The 17,988-nt window shown below is 31.2% G+C and carries 16 protein-coding genes and 5 tRNA genes; 3 read left to right on the forward strand and 18 right to left on the reverse strand.

What is annotated here, in order from left to right:
* Positions 1-13: 13 nt before the first annotated feature.
* The 18 genes from rplK to JOP69_RS07680 all read right to left on the reverse strand — a co-directional run bounded on the left by rplK (position 14) and on the right by JOP69_RS07680 (position 11,120).
* Positions 14-451 carry a 50S ribosomal protein L11 gene (gene rplK / locus JOP69_RS07595; RefSeq protein WP_068450837.1) on the reverse strand — a complete coding sequence of 146 codons (438 nt, stop codon included), beginning with the start codon at positions 449-451 and terminating at the stop codon, positions 14-16.
* Positions 452-527: 76 nt separating this feature from the next.
* Positions 528-1,079: a transcription termination/antitermination protein NusG gene (gene nusG, locus JOP69_RS07600; RefSeq protein ID WP_203394022.1), complete on the reverse strand. Its 552-nt coding sequence runs from the start codon at positions 1,077-1,079 to the stop codon at positions 528-530.
* Positions 1,080-1,081: 2 nt separating this feature from the next.
* Positions 1,082-1,276, reverse strand: coding sequence for a preprotein translocase subunit SecE (gene secE / locus JOP69_RS07605; RefSeq protein ID WP_203394021.1), 195 nt, complete (start codon positions 1,274-1,276; stop codon positions 1,082-1,084).
* A 20-nt stretch (positions 1,277-1,296) separates the two neighbouring features.
* Positions 1,297-1,368: transfer RNA gene (locus JOP69_RS07610), tRNA-Trp, on the reverse strand.
* A gap of 75 nt (positions 1,369-1,443) precedes the next feature.
* Complete coding sequence (gene tuf / locus JOP69_RS07615) at positions 1,444-2,631, reverse strand: elongation factor Tu (protein ID WP_203394020.1); 1,188 nt, start codon at positions 2,629-2,631, stop codon at positions 1,444-1,446.
* Positions 2,632-2,691: 60 nt separating this feature from the next.
* Positions 2,692-2,764 (reverse strand) — tRNA-Thr (locus JOP69_RS07620).
* Between the two features lie 15 nt (positions 2,765-2,779).
* A tRNA-Gly gene (locus JOP69_RS07625) sits at positions 2,780-2,852 on the reverse strand.
* A gap of 16 nt (positions 2,853-2,868) precedes the next feature.
* Positions 2,869-2,950 (reverse strand) — tRNA-Tyr (locus tag JOP69_RS07630).
* 54 nt (positions 2,951-3,004) lie between these two features.
* Positions 3,005-3,078, reverse strand: a tRNA-Thr gene (locus JOP69_RS07635).
* A 105-nt stretch (positions 3,079-3,183) separates the two neighbouring features.
* Positions 3,184-3,492 carry a ribosome-associated translation inhibitor RaiA gene (gene raiA / locus JOP69_RS07640; protein ID WP_203394019.1) on the reverse strand — a complete coding sequence of 103 codons (309 nt, stop codon included), beginning with the start codon at positions 3,490-3,492 and terminating at the stop codon, positions 3,184-3,186.
* Between the two features lie 3 nt (positions 3,493-3,495).
* Complete coding sequence (locus tag JOP69_RS07645; RefSeq protein WP_249987459.1) at positions 3,496-4,389, reverse strand: tyrosine-type recombinase/integrase; 894 nt, start codon at positions 4,387-4,389, stop codon at positions 3,496-3,498.
* Between the two features lie 175 nt (positions 4,390-4,564).
* Positions 4,565-4,762 (reverse strand): 30S ribosomal protein S21, encoded by a 198-nt coding sequence (rpsU, locus tag JOP69_RS07650; protein WP_036822200.1) that lies wholly within the window; start codon positions 4,760-4,762, stop codon positions 4,565-4,567.
* Between the two features lie 342 nt (positions 4,763-5,104).
* Positions 5,105-6,271, reverse strand: coding sequence for an acyl-CoA dehydrogenase family protein (locus tag JOP69_RS07655; protein WP_203394018.1), 1,167 nt, complete (start codon positions 6,269-6,271; stop codon positions 5,105-5,107).
* A 27-nt stretch (positions 6,272-6,298) separates the two neighbouring features.
* Positions 6,299-7,204 carry a helix-hairpin-helix domain-containing protein gene (locus tag JOP69_RS07660; RefSeq protein WP_203394017.1) on the reverse strand — a complete coding sequence of 302 codons (906 nt, stop codon included), beginning with the start codon at positions 7,202-7,204 and terminating at the stop codon, positions 6,299-6,301.
* A gap of 11 nt (positions 7,205-7,215) precedes the next feature.
* Complete coding sequence (locus JOP69_RS07665) at positions 7,216-8,826, reverse strand: sodium:alanine symporter family protein (protein WP_203394016.1); 1,611 nt, start codon at positions 8,824-8,826, stop codon at positions 7,216-7,218.
* A gap of 87 nt (positions 8,827-8,913) precedes the next feature.
* Positions 8,914-9,813, reverse strand: coding sequence for an SDR family oxidoreductase (locus tag JOP69_RS07670; protein ID WP_203394015.1), 900 nt, complete (start codon positions 9,811-9,813; stop codon positions 8,914-8,916).
* A 77-nt stretch (positions 9,814-9,890) separates the two neighbouring features.
* Complete coding sequence (locus JOP69_RS07675) at positions 9,891-10,895, reverse strand: TrkA family potassium uptake protein (RefSeq protein WP_203394014.1); 1,005 nt, start codon at positions 10,893-10,895, stop codon at positions 9,891-9,893.
* 3 nt (positions 10,896-10,898) lie between these two features.
* Entirely contained in the window at positions 10,899-11,120 is a 222-nt protein-coding gene (locus JOP69_RS07680; RefSeq protein ID WP_203394013.1) for a PspC domain-containing protein, read from the reverse strand.
* Between the two features lie 178 nt (positions 11,121-11,298).
* On the opposite strand from JOP69_RS07680, the gene uvrA reads away from it, so the two are divergent.
* From uvrA to JOP69_RS07695, 3 genes are all read left to right on the forward strand, one after another.
* A complete protein-coding gene (gene uvrA / locus JOP69_RS07685; protein ID WP_203394012.1) occupies positions 11,299-14,121 on the forward strand; it encodes an excinuclease ABC subunit UvrA in 2,823 nt (940 codons plus the stop codon).
* 105 nt (positions 14,122-14,226) lie between these two features.
* Positions 14,227-14,934 (forward strand): TIGR00730 family Rossman fold protein, encoded by a 708-nt coding sequence (locus tag JOP69_RS07690; protein WP_203394011.1) that lies wholly within the window; start codon positions 14,227-14,229, stop codon positions 14,932-14,934.
* Between the two features lie 143 nt (positions 14,935-15,077).
* A complete protein-coding gene (locus JOP69_RS07695; protein WP_252191209.1) occupies positions 15,078-17,837 on the forward strand; it encodes an aminopeptidase in 2,760 nt (919 codons plus the stop codon).
* Positions 17,838-17,988: the final 151 nt, after the last annotated feature.

Raw genomic sequence — 17,988 nt, forward strand, 5'->3', positions numbered from 1 at the left:
CTTTTTATAAAGTTTATGCTGGTGCATTACCTTTTACTGTTAATCCCATAGAACGTGCTGTACCTGCAATCATACGCATTGCTGAAGAAATTTCAAAGGCATTTAAATCTACCATTTTGTCTTCTGCAATTACTTTAATTTGATCCCAAGTAACTGATGCTACTTTTTTCCTGTTTGGTTCTCCTGAACCTTTTTTAATTTTGGCTGCTTCTAGTAACTGAACTGCTGCAGGAGGAGTCTTTACAAGAAAATCAAATGATTTATCTTTGAAAACAGTAATAACAACAGGTAAAACTTTACCTTGTTTGTCTTGCGTTCTTGCATTAAACTGTTTACAGAACTCCATAATGTTAACACCAGCAGCTCCTAAAGCAGGTCCAACCGGCGGCGATGGATTCGCTGCGCCTCCCTTTACTTGTAACTTAACTACTTTACTAACTTCTTTTGCCATTTTAAAAATGTTTAATGATTTACTTTTAGTTGGAAGCCAAAAAATAAATCGATATCAATATATATTTGTGTAACAATTATATTTTTTCTACTTGCATATAACTTAACTCTAATGGTGTTTTTCTTCCGAATATTTTCACCATTACTTCAAGCTTACGCTTTTCTTCATTCACTTTCTCTATGGTTCCATCAAATCCATTAAAAGGACCGTCAACAACTTTTACAGTTTCACCAATATTAAAAGGGATTGCAATATTTTCATCTTGTATTGATAGCTCATCAACTTTACCTAACATTCTGTTAACTTCAGCCTTACGCATAGGAACAGGTTCACCACCTTTTACTTCTCCTAAAAAACCAATAACACCTGTGATACCTTTTATTACGTGAGGAACTTCTCCGGAAAGATTAGCCTCTACCATAATGTAACCAGGAAAGTAAACTCTTTCTCTATTTACTTTTTTTCCATTTCTAATCTGAACAACTTTCTCTGTAGGTACAATTACCTGACTTACATAATCAGATAATCCAACTCTAGAAATTTCAGTTTCTATATAAGCTTTTACTTTATTTTCTTGTCCTCCAATGGCTCTAACAACATACCATTTCATTACTGAATCTGCCGCCATAATTAGTTAGCGAATATGTTAAAAAAGTTATCTAAACCTGTTTGAAAAACATAATCTATACCAGCTACCGCTAAAGCAAATACAATTGTAAATACAGCAACAGTTACTGTTGTTTTTTGAGCTTCTTCTTTAGACACCCACGTCATATGGCTGCTTAATTCTTCAAAAGAATCTTTGATATATTGTATAAATTTCATTTTTCTTTTATGTTTTATTGCACGGGCGGAGAGATTCGAACTCCCGACAGCTGGTTTTGGAGACCAGTGCTCTACCGCTGAACTACGCCCGTATTATTTTCATTATTAAAGGCGTTCCGTTAAAAACGGAACACCCTTATAATTTATATATTAATAAACTAAAATTCTTAGTCTAATAATTCAGTAACCTGACCTGCTCCAACTGTTCTACCACCCTCACGGATTGCGAAACGTAAACCAACATTTAATGCGATTGGTTGAATTAAATCTACTGTAATAGTTAAGTTATCTCCTGGCATAACCATTTCAACTCCATCAGGTAAACTAATAGTACCTGTAACATCTGTAGTTCTTACATAGAACTGAGGACGATAGTTGTTATGGAATGGAGTATGACGTCCACCTTCTTCTTTTTTAAGAACATAAACTTCTGCCTTAAATTTACCATGAGGAGTTACAGAACCTGGCTTACAGATTACCATTCCTCTTTTTATATCTTCTTTTGCAATACCTCTTAATAAGATACCTGCATTATCTCCAGCCTCACCTCTATCTAAGATTTGACGGAACATTTCAATACCAGTAATAGTAGAAGTCATCTTTTCAGCTCCCATACCAATAATATCTACAACATCTCCTGTGTTAGCAATACCAGTCTCAATACGACCTGTCGCTACAGTACCACGTCCAGTAATAGAGAATACATCCTCAACTGGCATTAAGAAATCTTTATCAATCTCTCTTAAAGGCTCTTCAATCCAATCATCAACAGCTGCCATTAATTCTAAAACAGTATCAACCCATTTTTGCTCACCGTTTAATGCTCCTAATGCAGATCCTGCAATTACTGGCCCATTATCACCATCATATTCATAAAAAGAAAGTAATTCTCTTACCTCCATATCTACTAATTCGATTAATTCTTCATCATCAACCATATCCACTTTATTCATGAATACAACCATACGAGGAATACCAACCTGACGACCTAATAAGATATGCTCTCTAGTTTGAGGCATTGGTCCATCCGTTGCAGCAACAACCAAAATTGCACCATCCATTTGAGCAGCACCTGTTACCATGTTCTTCACATAATCCGCGTGACCTGGACAGTCAACGTGTGCATAGTGACGATTAGCAGTTTGATACTCTACGTGAGAAGTGTTAATTGTAATACCTCTTTCTTTTTCTTCTGGTGCATTATCAATCTGATCAAAAGATCTAGCCTCAGAGAATCCTGCATCAGCTAATACTTTAGTAATAGCCGCAGTTAAAGTTGTTTTACCGTGATCTACGTGTCCGATAGTACCAATGTTTAAGTGTGGTTTCGAACGGTCAAAAGTTCCTTTTGCCATAATTATTGATTTTAATTCTTAGTTTAATTATATTTAATGTGTACTGATAAATATTAAATGAGCCAGCGATGAGATTTGAACTCACGACCTCATCCCTACCAAGGATGCGCTCTACCAACTGAGCTACACCGGCTTGTTGATAAATTTGAGCGAAAGACCGGGTTCGAACCGGCGACATTCAGCTTGGAAGGCTGACGCTCTACCAACTGAGCTACTTTCGCAATAATATGTAAATTGTGGGGAGAGCAGGATTCGAACCTGCGAAGACGTAGTCAACGGAGTTACAGTCCGTCCTCGTTGGCCGCTTGAGTATCTCCCCTTTAATTTACTATTTTAATGAACTTTATTGCTTTCGCAATTTTTGTTGCTTTTGAGCCGATGGAGGGACTCGAACCCACGACCTGCTGATTACAAATCAGCTGCTCTAGCCAGCTGAGCTACATCGGCTTTTGTTGCAAAAAAACAACCCGCTATTTCTAACGGATTGCAAATGTACGAAGTTTTTTCACTTTTCAAAACTTTTTACAAACTTTTTTACTTTTTTTTTCAATTTTATGAAATTAATGAGTCTCGAAGCTTTTCTTTAGACCTTTTTAATTGTCTTTTTAAATTGTCAACAGCAGAGCTAATGCCTTCTTCAAAGGTTTTAGTCTCTCTTTTTACAATTAAGTCACTACCTGGTATATTTATTTTTACTTCTGTTATTTTATTTTCTTTATCACTTGTTTTTTGAACTTTTAAAAAAACTTCTGCATCTACTATCTTATCGTGAAACTTAATTAAAGTTTCGACTTTATCTTCTGCGAACTTTACTAATTCTTGATCTGCGTTAAAATTGACTGATTGAACGAATACTTTCATACATTATTCTTTTTTATGGCTCCTAGGGTGAGCCTGGTTATATACTTTTTTTATTATATCAAGACTATTTTGAGTATAGACTTGTGTTGAAGCTAAAGAAGAATGCCCTAGCAACTCCTTAACCGAATTTAAATCTGCCCCTTCATTTAATAGGTGTGTTGCGAAAGAATGCCTTAAAATATGTGGGCTTTTTTTCTCCTTCGATGAGACTTGACTAAAGTAAGTATTAATAATTCTGTAAACAAGAGTTTCATAAATTTTATTTCCTTTCTCTGTAATAAAAAGTTCATCTAAACCAATTGAAAATTCTTGTTTTAATTCTAAATACTTGTTTACTGTTTGAATTACAGAATTTAACAGCGGTATAAAACGCTCTTTATTTCTTTTTCCTAAAACTTTAATCGTTTTATCTGATAAACTAACATCTCTTTCTTTAATATTAATTAATTCTGCTCTACGAATCCCTGTTGAATAAAATAATTCCACAATTAATTTATTTCTAATAGCTGTAAAATTGGTATCTGCTTCTATTTCTATCTGGGTGATTACCGCATTAATTTCTTTTGAAGTAAAAGGAACTTGAACTCTTTTTTCTGTTTTTAAGGCTTTATGTTTAGATAACGGGTTTCCCTCTATTTGTTTTGTCTTCTGTAAAAATTTAAAAAACGATTTTAAAGAACTTACTTTTCTATTGATAGTTCTATTGGATATTTTGGAATCTACTAGAGAAACAATCCAGCTTCTAATTTGGGGATAATGAACTTCTAATAAATTCTCTTGACCATACTCCGACTCTAAAAAATCTCTAAATGAAATTAAATCGTTTTTGTAAGCCGTAACTGTATGTATAGAATATTTTTTTTCTAAAGACAGATATTCTAAAAAAGCATCAATCAAATTATTAGTTATTAAGGGTTAGTAAAACTACAAAAAATTGAACACAAAAAACCCGTATTGAAAAATCAATACGGGTTTTATTTCTTAGAATTAAGTAGAGATCCCAATAAAAACTAGAATTAATTCAACTTACAATTTTAAGTGCACCCTAAGGGTTTCTTAAAATTGAGTTTCATTAACCTACTTCTTCTTGTGTTCTTAATCTCTGAACGTAAGAAGCTTTAATTCTTTGAGCTCTGTTTGCTACAGAAGGTTTTGTGAAGTTCTTTCTAGCACGCAAGTTTTTCATCGTTTTTGTACGATCAAATTTTCTTTTGTAACGTTTTAAAGCTCTATCTATATTCTCTCCTTCTTTAATTGGTATAATTAACATAAGTTGGCACCTCCCTTCATAGTCTCTTTATATTTTAGAATAGTATTTAAACTATTATTTTTATTTTTTGGATTGCAAATGTAATTACAAATTATGAATTGACAATTAGTTATTACACTATTTTTTAAACAAGCAATATGCGTTAGGGATTGAATGGACTGTTTGAGCTCTTTTGTTTTGATAAAAACAAAAAGCGAGTAATGAAAGCCCGACCTTTAGGGAACGCCCTTAAAAGAGTGTTCAGTGTTCAGTGTTCAGTGTTCAGTGTTCAGTGTTCAGTGTTCAAAAATAAAAATTTTGAAGTACTTATACCTACAAGGTTTTGGAAACCTATTGTGAATTTTATGTTGCTGGTTTATATTCTTTCTTATCGATGACCATTTTTGCGATGATCTCTTTTAAGATTTCTGAAGTTCCACCTCCTATTGTACCTAATCTACTATCTCTTAGTAAACGTGCCATCGGATACTCTTCCATATAACCATAACCACCTAACATTTGTAGTGCATCGTTTATAACTTCGTCTGCCATTTTTGTTGACAGTAATTTAGACATGCTTGCTTCTTTTACCACGTATTGACCGTCGTTTAAGCGTTTTGTAATTGAGTAGTTGTATTCTTTACACATATCTACTCTACTTGCCATTTCTGCAATTTTGTGTCTTAATACTTGAAACTTATCTAAAGATTTACCAAATGCTACACGTTCTTTCATGTAATTTAGGGCATAATCCAATGCAAATTCTGCTCTTGCATGTGCATTTACCCCCATCACTAAGCGTTCTAAGGCAAAATGTTGCATTATATAAGGAAACCCTTTTCCTTCTTCTCCTAATAAGTTTGTAACCGGAACCTCTACATTGTCAAAAGCAATTTCTGCAGTATCTGAGGCTTTCCAACCTAATTTTTCTAACATGGTTGCTGAGAGTCCTTTTGACGCTCTGTCTACCACAAAAATACTAATTCCTTTATATTTATCTGAAGGATCTGTTTTTGCTGCAACAATTAAATAATCTGAAAGGAATCCGTTTGTAATAAACGTTTTTGAGCCGTTTAAAATATACTTGTCTCCTTGTTTAATTGCTGTAGAGCGCATGCCTGCAACATCAGAACCTCCAAATGGTTCTGTGATACACATACAACCTATCATATCTCCTTCTACACTTGGTACTAAATATTTATTTTTGATAAAATCATCTCCTTCTTCAGCAAGGTGCGTCATTGCCAAATATTCGTGTGCCCACATTGCTGCCGCAAAACCACCTGAATTAACTTTCTGTAATTCTTCTAAAAAGATAACGGTATAAAATAAATCTAAATTTAATCCTCCGAATTCTTCTGGAGTATTTAATCCAAAATACCCCATTTCTCCGAATTTCTTCCAGATAAAACGTTCTACGCTACCTTCTTTTTCCCATTTATCTATATGAGGAATTACTTCTTTTTTCAAAAACTCTTTAAAACTTGTACGGAAAGCTTCGTGCTCTTCAGTAAAATACATACTGTTCATAAGCCAATAAATGTGTTTGTTGTTTTGTTATTCAGCCACCAAATATAAGACTATTCTATCATATTTGTCTAAGGGAAAATCACGGATGTTTTTTAATTCTGAAATATCTTGAAGTTCTGCTACTTCATCTCTATATTCGAAAATCATTTTACATAAACTATAATCTATATAAGGATTCTTTAACAATTCTTTAAAAGATACGGTATTTACATTTACTTTTTTTAAGACCGGTTTATCAACTATTGTAAAGGTTGACAATATTTTTTCTGCTACTTCTTTTTCTAAACCCCAAACTTCATAAAGTTGATAACCATAAGAGAATCCTTGTAATTTGGTTCTATATTTTATAATTCGTTCTGAAAAAGTTGCTCCAATTCCGTTTATAGTTTTAAAATCTGCTGCAGTTGCTTTGTTAATATCTTTGGTTGATATTGGCTTCTTGCTTTTATAATAAGATTGCTTCGTTCCTAGTAATGACAGATTGGAATTTTGCTTTTGTTTTTTTTGATTCTTTTTTTGCACCCATTCTGGAAATTTAAAGTATGGTGAAATCTTATTTAATAAAGAATCTGAAATTTTTGTTACTTTTTGAAACTCTATTTTAGAGTTGACAAACTTATTCGTTTTTCTAAACACTAAGAGTCTATCTATTTCTTCTAAAGACATGCCCAATTGTTCTCCTTTATAATCTGTAATATAATTAGGGTTAAAAGGATACGTTTTAGGTTTTCTTTTCTCTATTTCAATAGCTTGTAAACTATCTATTTGTTGATGAAAGGATAAAACTTCTTTAGAATTTACAGTTGTGCTTTCATCCGAAGAAAAATCAATAAAAACAATAACAATTTGTACAATAAGGATAAGTATTACTAAAAAGAAAACCCCATTTCTTTGGCTTTTGTTGTACCAGAAATGGGATTTAAAAAAATTCATTTTGTTATTATTTATTTTTTACTTCTATGACCAATTGCTGTTAGATATCTTTTTAACTCAACTTTTACTTTTGGAGCCAATAAGAGTAACCCAATAACATTAGGAAATACCATAGCAAATATCATTGCATCAGAAAATTCTATTACAGAACCTAAACTAGAAGAGGCACCAATTACCACAAAGATTAAAAATAATGCTTTATAAGTAATATCCACTATTTTACTTTTCCCAAATAAATATTTCCATCCTTGAATACCGTAATAAGACCAAGAAAGCATTGTAGAAAAAGCGAATAAAATTACAGCAATGGTTAACAAAATAGAAAAATTAGGAATTGCAGAATCAAAAGCTACAGAGGTTAAATCTACCCCTCCTAAATGTTTGCCTGTAGCATTCATAATTACATTACCTCCTTCATCTAAATTTGAGTAATTAAATAAGTTATTTTTTAAGTTGGTTACCACAATTACCACAGCTGTCATTGTACAAATGATTACTGTATCTACAAATGGCCCAATTGATGCCACAATACCCTCACTCGCAGGAAACTTAGTTTTCACTGCTGCATGCGCAATAGATGCAGATCCAACACCGGCTTCATTTGAAAAAGCTGCTCTTTGAAACCCAACTATCATTACTCCTATTAAACCACCTACAACTGAAGTTTGACTAAAAGCTCCATTCCAAATTTGAGCTATTGCATCTGGCAGTATGGAAAGATTCATGATGATAATTACCAAAGAAGCACCTACAAACATAATTCCCATAAAAGGAACTACTTTTTCAGTTACCTGTCCTATTCTTTTAATTCCTCCTATAATTACAATACCAACCAAAACAGCCATTAAAACCCCAAAGAAAAACCCAGAATCTAAACCAAAAAGTTGTTTAAATTGTGCTGCTGCTTGATTAGACTGAAACATGTTTCCTCCACCAAATGAGCCTCCAATTACAAAAACTGCGTAAAACCCTGCTAAAACTTTACCAAATCCACCTAAGTTTTTTTCTTTTAATCCTTTTTTTAGGTAATACATTGGACCTCCATATATTTTTCCGTCCTCACCCACTTCTCTATATTTTACACCTAAAGTAGCCTCTACTAATTTTGTCGACATTCCTAAGAAACCGGCAACAATCATCCATATTGTTGCACCAGGACCACCAATTGCAATAGCAACTGCCACCCCTGCAATATTACCCAAACCTACTGTTGCAGACAATGCCGCTGTTAAGGCTTGAAAATGTGTAACCTCACCTATTACTCCTTCTGCTTGTATACTTTCAAAAACATCTCCACCAGGAGTTGCATCTCCTGCGGCTATATCAACCGAGTGATGATCTATCTTATCATATTTACCTCTAGTTGCATGAAAAGCGACACCTAATAAGGTGATATTAGCAAATTTAAAATACAATGTAAAAAATAATGCTCCAAGTAATAAAATAATAATTACGATTGGAACATCTATACCTACAATTGAAATTGGATAAAAAACTACGGAACTAACAGCATCTGCAAAAGGCTTAAATTTTGCTTCTATTTTTTCATCCATCGATGCCTCTTGTGCAAATGAGAACATTGGGATTGCTAATAAAAGTAGTGAAAGAAGTTTTTTATTCATAATTTATTTTGATTAATTTTTAAATAGTAGCTTGCAATATCTTAAAAAAAAGCCCTTTCAACAACTTTTTATGCATTAAAAGTGATTTTACACCAATGCTTGTTTAAATATCTGTAAATTTTCTTTGAATGATTTTGGGTAAAACGCCAACTCTTTATTTGCCTTAGATAAATCGAAACCTGTTTTTTTAGGTCTTAGTGCAGTTTGATTTAAAGTGGATGTAGAAATAGGCTTAATCAAGTTTTTATCTAAATCAAAAGCAACTGCAACTTGTTGCGCTATTTCAAAAACACTTAATAATTCGTTTGATGAAATATTAAAAATCCCAGTCGCTTTTTTATCCATAGAAATCTTACACGCTAGTGCCAAATCCTCTACACAGGTTGGCGTTCTAAACTGATCATTAACAATAAAAATTTCTTCACCTTTATCTAACATTTCTCTTACCCAAAGCACAATATTATTTCTACTCATGTCAAATACTTTACCATACACCAAAATAGTTCTTAAAATAGTGTAATTTATTTTTGATTTGGTTAAAATTTCTTCTGATTTCAATTTAGAAAGTCCATAATAATTTAATGGATTTGGAGCGTCTGTTTCTTTATAATTTCCTTTTATTCCATCAAAAATAAAATCTGTAGAAAGATGAATTAAATGTGCATTTATTGACAATGAAACTTCTGCTAACCATTTTACAACAGAAACATTTAGTAAATCACAAGCTTCTTTATTTCTTTCACAATAATCTACTTGAGTCATTGCTGCCGTGTTTATAATAAAGTTTGGTTGAATTTCTAAAATTGTTTTTTTAAGATTGACTTCGTCTGTTACATCCATAGAAATATAAGAAAAATCATTTCTACCACTTCTATTCTCCCCTCTTGATAAGCCAAAAACTTTATATTTGTCTTTTTCTTGAAGTAATAATTCTAATAAAGATTGACCTAACAACCCATTACTTCCAGTAATAACAACTTTATGCATAAATAAATAGATTCTTAATTTTATATTTTTTACTTAAATGGTCTTATTTTAAGTTTTAATATATAACGACAAAAAACTTAAAATAGTTTTCTTAATTTTATTATTTGACTTCGTCTACCCAAAACTATTAAATGAGAGCCCTCAATTAATTTACAATCTGCTTCCGGATTTATAATATACTCTTTATTAGGACCTATAAAACCAATAACAGTACAACCTGTTTGTTTTCTTAAATCTAAATCTAAGAGCGTTTTATTCAAATATTCTCCTGGCAAATCATTAACCGCTACTTCTTCTAAATTTGCTGTTGTTTCTCCTTCAATGGTTAATCTGTCTACAAACTCAATAACATCTGGCGTAGTTACCAAAGAAGCCATATGATCTCCCCCTAACTTATCTGGCATAATAACATTGCTTGCACCCGCTATCTTTAACTTGCTGTAAGAAGATTCATTTGATGCTCTACTTATAACTTTACAATCTTTATTTAACTGACTTACCGTTAAAACAACAAATAGATTATTAGCATCTGACGGTAAAGCCGTAATTAAATAAGATGCCTTTTCTATACCCGCAGCTTGCAAAGTTTCGTCTAAAGTAGCATCTCCATTAATATTTAAGATTTCTAAAGAATCTAAAATCTCAGTTCTTTCCTTGTTTTTTTCAACTACAACAAAGTCTTTATTATAATTAGTTAATTTTAAAATTGCTTGTTTTCCATTTCTACCATAACCACAAACAATGGTATGTCCTTTTAAATTGGCTATTTTTTTCTCCACTTTTCTGTGCTTAAAATGTTCAAATAATCTACCGCTCACTAAATATTCTGAAAAGGCTGAAACGGCATACCCAAAAACAGTAATACTAGTTAAAATTAAAAATATAGTAAAAACCTTTTCTTCTGCAGAAAATGGTCTTAACTCTCCAAAACCAACAGTTGTAACTGTTATTACTGTCATATACAGTGCATCTACAAAAGTATAATGAGAAAGCAACATATACCCAATTGTACCTATTGCAATAATAGTAACAACTAAAAATAATGTTTTATTGATTTTAGAATCTAATACCTTTATTTTCATATACTATAAGTCAAATACTGAACTTCTTTTGGTATACAACATATCTTTTAACTTAAATAAAAACGCCATCGTTAAATAAAAACCAAAAGACAAACCTACTGTAAAAAAGGTAACATAAATAAAAAACAATCGCACATTTAATGCTCTCATACCTATTCTATCAGCTAATCTTGATGAAACATGAAATCCATTTCTTTCAAAAAAGTGTCGAATATTATCTATCATTTAGGTTGTAATATTTAAATGCAAGATAGTATTTTATCAATTGATAACAACACTTTTTAGTTTACTGTTTTTATTAAAACCAGAACTTTACAAAAAGTTTAAGACTAAAAGCGTTTACCAATCTTCCTTAAATTAAAATTGGTTTCTTTAACTTTGCCTTTTCCAAAAAACATCTCATTTGAAAGACCAAGAATATATAGAAGTATACGGAGCAAGAGTGCATAACTTAAAAAATATTGATGTAAAAATTCCTCGTGAAAAACTAGTTGTTATTACCGGTTTAAGCGGAAGTGGAAAATCTTCTTTAGCTTTTGACACTATTTATGCCGAAGGACAAAGACGTTATATAGAAACCTTTTCTGCGTATGCCCGTCAGTTTTTAGGTGGATTAGAACGCCCTGATGTTGATAAAATTGACGGACTTTCTCCCGTAATATCCATAGAACAAAAAACGACTAACAAAAGTCCGCGTTCTACCGTGGGTACCATTACAGAAATTTACGATTTTTTGCGATTATTATTTGCTAGAGCTGCCGATGCCTACTCTTATAATACGGGAGAAAAAATGGTCAGTTATTCTGATGAACAAATTAGACAACTTATTTTAACCGATTTTGCTGATAAAAAAATTGCCGTTTTAGCACCTTTAGTAAAATCTAGAAAAGGACATTATCGCGAACTTTTTGAGCAAATATCTAAACAAGGTTTTTTACGTGTTCGGGTTGATGGAGAAATTAAAGAAATAGAAAAAGGAATGCGTTTAGACCGATATAAAACGCATGATATAGAAGTTGTTATAGATAGGCTTCTAATTAATAAATCTGCAGAAAAACGCTTAGAAGAAACCATAAAAACGGCCTTGTATTCTGGGAATAACATTATGATGGTTATTGATATAGATGACAATAACCCCCGTTATTTTAGTAGAGAATTAATGTGCCCAACATCGGGTATTGCATATCCAAATCCAGAGCCTAATACGTTTTCGTTTAATTCACCAAAAGGCGCTTGTGATAAATGTAATGGATTAGGAATTACCAATGAAATTAACTTAGAAAAAGTAATTCCAGACAATACAATTTCCATTCAAAATGGAGGAATCATTCCGTTAGGAGCACAAAAAAGCAGTTGGATTTTTAAACAATTAGAAAATATTGCAGAGCGTTATCAATTCAAATTAACAGATCCTATAAAAAACATTCCTAAAGAAGCCTTGGACGTAATTTTAAATGGTGGAAACGAATCTTTTGAAATTGAATCTAAAGCAGCCGGAGTTACCCGAAATTATAAAATAGATTTTGAAGGAATTATTTCTTTCATAGAAAACCAATACATAAGTGCAGAAAGCACTACTATAAAACGTTGGGCTAAAGGTTTTATGGATGAAGTTTCTTGTTCTACCTGCGGTGGAAAAAGACTAAAAAAAGAAGCACTTCATTTTAAAATTATCGATAAAAACATTAGTGATTTAGCGCAAATGGATGCTACTGAACTTGCAAAATGGTTTAAAAATATTGAAAAAAGTTTATCAAAAAAACAACTAATTATTGCTGCTGAAATTTTAAAAGAAATTAGAACCAGAATTCAGTTTCTTCTAGATGTTGGTTTAGATTATTTAACACTAGACAGAACCTCTAAATCTCTTTCGGGTGGAGAAGCACAAAGAATACGTTTGGCAACTCAAATTGGATCTCAATTAGTTGGTGTTTTATATATTTTAGATGAACCAAGTATTGGATTACACCAAAGAGACAATCAAAAATTGATAGATTCTTTGGTAAAACTTAGAGATATTGGTAATTCTGTTTTAGTGGTAGAACATGATAAAGACATGATGGAACACGCAGATTTTGTGTTCGATATTGGTCCTGGAGCAGGAAGACATGGTGGCGAAATAGTCAGTTCAGGAACTTTTGAGGAATTAAAAAAACAAAATACCTTAACAGCAGATTATTTAACAGGAAGAAGAGAAATTGCGGTTCCTAAAGTTCGTAGAGAAGGAAATGGAAAATTCATCAAACTAAAAGGAGCTACAGGAAACAACTTAAAAAATGTTTCGGTTGAGTTTCCTTTGGGAAAAATGATTTGTGTAACCGGAGTATCAGGTAGTGGAAAATCTACCTTAATAAACGAAACCTTATACCCTATTTTAAATGCTCATATATATAGAGGTGTAAAAAAACCGATGCCTTACAAGAAAATTGAAGGCCTAGAGCATGTAGATAAAGTAATTGCTATTGATCAATCTCCTATTGGAAGAACTCCACGTTCTAACCCTGCAACCTATACAGGAACTTTTGGAGAAATTAGAAGTCTGTTTGCAAAAACACCAGAAGCAGCAATACGTGGTTACAAACCTGGTCGTTTTTCGTTTAATGTAAAAGGCGGACGTTGTGAAACTTGCCAAGGAGGTGGAGTTAGAGTTATTGAAATGAACTTTTTGCCAGACGTACAAGTAGAATGTGAAACTTGCCATGGAAAAAGATTTAACAGAGAAACTCTAGAAATTAGATACAAAGGAAAATCTATTTCTGATATTTTAGATATGACTATTGAAGATGCCACTAATTTCTTTGAACTAATCCCTAAAATACACCGAAAACTAAAAACCATTAAAGATGTTGGATTAGGGTATATAACCCTCGGACAACAATCTACCACTCTTTCTGGAGGAGAAGCACAACGTATTAAATTGGCATCTGAATTATCTAAAAGAGATACTGGTAACACTTTTTATATTTTAGATGAACCTACAACCGGACTTCATTTTGAAGACATTAGAGTTTTAATGGATGTTCTAAACAAACTAGCAGATAAGGGAAACACCGTTTTAATAATAGAACACAATTTAGATGTAGTAAAATTAGCCGATTATATTATTGATGTTGGTATGGAAGGTGGAAAAAAAGGTGGAAAAATTCTATGTACTGGAACCCCAGAAGAAGTAGCAAAACACAAAACGAGTTACACTGCTAAATTCCTTAAAAAGGAATTAAACTAAAAATTAACTATAAGGAAATAGTTGTAATGTTGAAAAAGAACTATTTTAGCAAGCATTTCTTTTTTGAAAAAAAGGAACTATATAAAATTTAAAAAATTATAGAGCATGACAAATGACGATAGAAAAATAAAAGAAAAATTACAAACAAAAACCTGGAATGAAATAAAAACAAATGATTCTTGGGCTATTTTTAAAATAATGGCAGAGTTTGTAGAAGGTTATGAAAAATTAAGTAAAGTAGGACCTTCTGTATCCATTTTTGGTTCCGCAAGAACAAAACCAGATAATCCACATTATATCTTAGCAGAAGAGATTGCATACCAACTTACACAAAATGGATATGGTGTTATAACTGGTGGAGGACCTGGAATTATGGAAGCAGGAAACAAAGGTGCCCATAGAGGAAAAGGAAGCTCAGTTGGTTTAAATATTGAACTCCCTTTTGAGCAACATGACAACCCGTGGATAGACCCAGGAAAAAGTTTAGATTTCGATTACTTTTTTGTTAGAAAAGTAATGTTTGTAAAATACTCGCAAGGTTTTGTAGTAATGCCTGGTGGTTTTGGAACGATGGATGAACTTTTTGAAGCCATTACCTTAATTCAAACACATAAAATTGGTCGTTTCCCAATTATTTTGGTTGATAAAAAGTTTTGGGGTGGTTTATTCGATTGGATAAAAAACACACTTCTTGAAGAAGGAAATATTAGTGAAAAGGATTTGAACCTTTTTAGATTGGTAGATACTGCTGAAGAAGCTATAGAACATCTAAATAACTTCTACGATAAATACCACTTTAAACCTAATTTCTAGAGAATTAAAATAATTTCAACTTTTATAAAGCCCGTCTTCTTTCACAAGATAGGCTTTGTAAAATGAACCACTTATAAACAATAAAGATTTATTTGAAAAATCGTTATTACATATTACTAATATGCTTATTAGCAACCTCTTTTGTGTTTTCGCAACAGAACGCTATCAGCATAAAATCTAAATTAGATACAGAAAAAGACGAGTTAAAAATTCAACAAGAAATTATTTTTTACAACCCTTCAGATTCTATATTAACAAAAGTTTACCTGCATAATTGGGCAAATAGCTACAGAGATAGAAAAACACCTTTATCTAAACGTTTTATTAAAGATTTTAGAAAAGATTTATACTTTGCTAAAGAAGAAGAATTAGGTTCATCAACCATAAAAAGTCTTTATGTAGATTTTGAAAACGTTTTTTATAAAGAACTTGACAAACAAGCAGACATACTAGAAATTCAACTTGACAGACCTCTATATCCTAATTCTAAAATAACCATATCTATTACCTATATTATAAAAATGCCCAATGCTCGTTTTACAAAATATGGTAAAACAAAAACAGGGTATCATCTTAGAAATTGGTATTTAACACCAGCAATTTATAACAAAGGTTGGCAATTAATGAGTAATTTAAATTTAGATGATTTATACGAAAAAGGCACTGATTTTAAAATTGAAATAGATGTTCCTAATGCGTTTATTGTAGAATCTAATTTATACCAATATAAAACTAAAAAAGAAAAAACAAACAGTTACTATTTAGTTGGAAAAAACAAAACAGATGTTATTATTGGAATTAACAAAACAAAGCAACTAAAAACCTACACTACAAAAACAGTTACTGTACATACAGATGTTTTCTCTAAAGAATTAGACTTCAATTTAACAACAAGCATCTTAAATAGAGAGCTACTTTTTATTCAAAAATACTTAGGAAAATACCCTCATGTAGAAATTTTTATTGATAAAGCAACTCAAAGTAAAAACCCTATCTATGGTTTAAATCAATTACCTAGTTTCTTACGCCCATTTTCCGATACTTTTAAATGGGATATTACGATGTTTAAGGCACTAACAAAAAGGTATATAGAAAATACCTTACTCTTAAACAAAAGAAAAGATTACTGGCTAATAGACGGAATACAAAACTATTTAATGATCGAATATGTAGAAGAATATTACCCCGAAGTAAAACTTTTAGGTAAAGTTTCTAATTCTTGGTTTGCAAAAAGATTTAATATTTCTAAATTAGATTTTAATGATAAATATCCTTTTGTATACCAGTTTACGGCTCGTAAATTTTTAGACCAAGCATTAAATACTTCTGCAGATTCTCTTTCTAATTTTAATAGAAAAATTGTTAGTAAATACAAAGCAGGTTTAGGGCTTCGCTTTTTAAAAGGTTATTTAGGTGATAGTATTTTAAACAATACAATTCAAGAGTTCTACCAAAACAACCAATTAAAAATAATTTCAAGTAATAAATTTAATCAATTACTTTCTTCTAAAACTACTAAAAATTTAGATTGGTTTTTTAACGATTTTGTAAAAACAAATAAAAAAATAGATCATAAAATTGAAAAAATAAAAATTGGAAAGGACAGTATTTCTGTAACTATAAAAAACAAAAGAAACCTAACAACTCCCTTAGCTATTTATGCTATCAAAGACAAAGAAATAAAATTAAAAAAATGGATTTCTAATGTTGACAGTTCTAAAATTGTTAAATTTAAAAAAGGTAATTACGATACTTTTGTTTTAAATTATGAAAATTTGTATCCAGAGTTAAACACTTTAAATAACTGGAAAAAAATTGACAAAAAAATACTTAACAAACCAATTAAGCTTTCTTTTTTAAAAGATGTAAGTAGCCCAAATTACAATCAAATTTTTTACCAACCAGATGTGAATTACAATTTTTATAACGGTTTAATTTTGGGTGTTAAATTACACAATAGACCCCTAATAAAAAGAAACTTCGAATTTAAAGTATCTCCTTATTACGCAACAAAAAGTAACACAGTTATAGGTAGTTTTTCTTTACTTTATAATCAATATTTCGAAAAAACAAAAATTTACAGAGTCGCTTATGGGCTATCTGGTAGCACATCAGACTATGCCGCAAACCTCTCTTACAAATCTTTTACTCCGTATGTAGCTATTACTTTTAAAAGAAAAACCTTAAGAGATGTTTCTTCAAAGTCCCTTAGAGCAAAATTAATTCATATAGAAAAAGAGATTGCCCCAGATGCTATTAAAACAGATCAAGATAAATATAGCATTCTTAGTCTAAGTTATAATTATTCTAACCCAGACATCATTAAAGAATTTAGATACAATTTTAACACAGAATTTGCTAAAAATTTCTCTAAAGCTTCCTTAGATCTTAGATTTAGAACTTTAACAACTTCAGATACCCAATTAGATTTTAGGTTTTTTGCAGGTCTATTTTTTAAAAATAAAACTGAAGGGGATTATTTTAATTTTGGCTTAGATAGAAGTAATGATTATTTATTTCAATTAAATTACTTGGGGAGATCTGAAAGTTCTGGTTTTTTTAGCCAGCAATATATCATAACCGAAGGAGGATTTAAATCTGTGCTTCCTACACGATTTGCAAATCAATTTATGGTTTCTAATAATTCTAGCATTGGATTATGGAAATGGATAGAGGTTTATAATGATGTAGCTTTCTTAAAAAACAAAAACCACCCGTTATATTTTGCTTATGAAAACGGAGTTCGTTTTAACTTTGTACATGAGATTTTCGAAATTTACTTTCCCTTCTACTCCAACAATGGTTGGGAAGTATCTCAAGCAGCCTACCCACAAAAAATAAGATTTTCATTATCTGCAGATTTAAAATCTATTTATAACTTTTTTAAACGTGGATTTTATTAAATTAACAACAATTAGTTTTGTTTTTATTTGAAATATTTTCAACAAAAACAATATAATTCATGTAAATTTTACATAATTCTTAATAAATATTTATATTTTTCAATATCAACTAAAAAAACTATCTTTGTAAGACCTTAAAAATCTCATAAAA

It is taken from the genome of Polaribacter sp. Q13 (assembly GCF_016858305.2).
Classification (GTDB): Bacteria; Bacteroidota; Bacteroidia; order Flavobacteriales; family Flavobacteriaceae; genus Polaribacter.

What these genes read in the sequence shown, in the direction of transcription:
- rplK (WP_068450837.1), bottom strand. Translation starts at nt 451, where the DNA reads ATGGCAAAAGAAGTTAGTAAAGTAGTTAAGTTACAAGTAAAGGGAGGC.
- nusG (WP_203394022.1), bottom strand. Translation starts at nt 1,079, where the DNA reads ATGGCGGCAGATTCAGTAATGAAATGGTATGTTGTTAGAGCCATTGGA.
- secE (WP_203394021.1), bottom strand. Translation starts at nt 1,276, where the DNA reads ATGAAATTTATACAATATATCAAAGATTCTTTTGAAGAATTAAGCAGC.
- tuf (WP_203394020.1), bottom strand. Translation starts at nt 2,631, where the DNA reads ATGGCAAAAGGAACTTTTGACCGTTCGAAACCACACTTAAACATTGGT.
- raiA (WP_203394019.1), bottom strand. Translation starts at nt 3,492, where the DNA reads ATGAAAGTATTCGTTCAATCAGTCAATTTTAACGCAGATCAAGAATTA.
- rpsU (WP_036822200.1), bottom strand. Translation starts at nt 4,762, where the DNA reads ATGTTAATTATACCAATTAAAGAAGGAGAGAATATAGATAGAGCTTTA.
- JOP69_RS07655 (WP_203394018.1), bottom strand. Translation starts at nt 6,271, where the DNA reads ATGAACAGTATGTATTTTACTGAAGAGCACGAAGCTTTCCGTACAAGT.
- JOP69_RS07660 (WP_203394017.1), bottom strand. Translation starts at nt 7,204, where the DNA reads ATGAATTTTTTTAAATCCCATTTCTGGTACAACAAAAGCCAAAGAAAT.
- JOP69_RS07665 (WP_203394016.1), bottom strand. Translation starts at nt 8,826, where the DNA reads ATGAATAAAAAACTTCTTTCACTACTTTTATTAGCAATCCCAATGTTC.
- JOP69_RS07670 (WP_203394015.1), bottom strand. Translation starts at nt 9,813, where the DNA reads ATGCATAAAGTTGTTATTACTGGAAGTAATGGGTTGTTAGGTCAATCT.
- JOP69_RS07675 (WP_203394014.1), bottom strand. Translation starts at nt 10,895, where the DNA reads ATGAAAATAAAGGTATTAGATTCTAAAATCAATAAAACATTATTTTTA.
- JOP69_RS07680 (WP_203394013.1), bottom strand. Translation starts at nt 11,120, where the DNA reads ATGATAGATAATATTCGACACTTTTTTGAAAGAAATGGATTTCATGTT.
- JOP69_RS07690 (WP_203394011.1), top strand. Translation starts at nt 14,227, where the DNA reads ATGACAAATGACGATAGAAAAATAAAAGAAAAATTACAAACAAAAACC.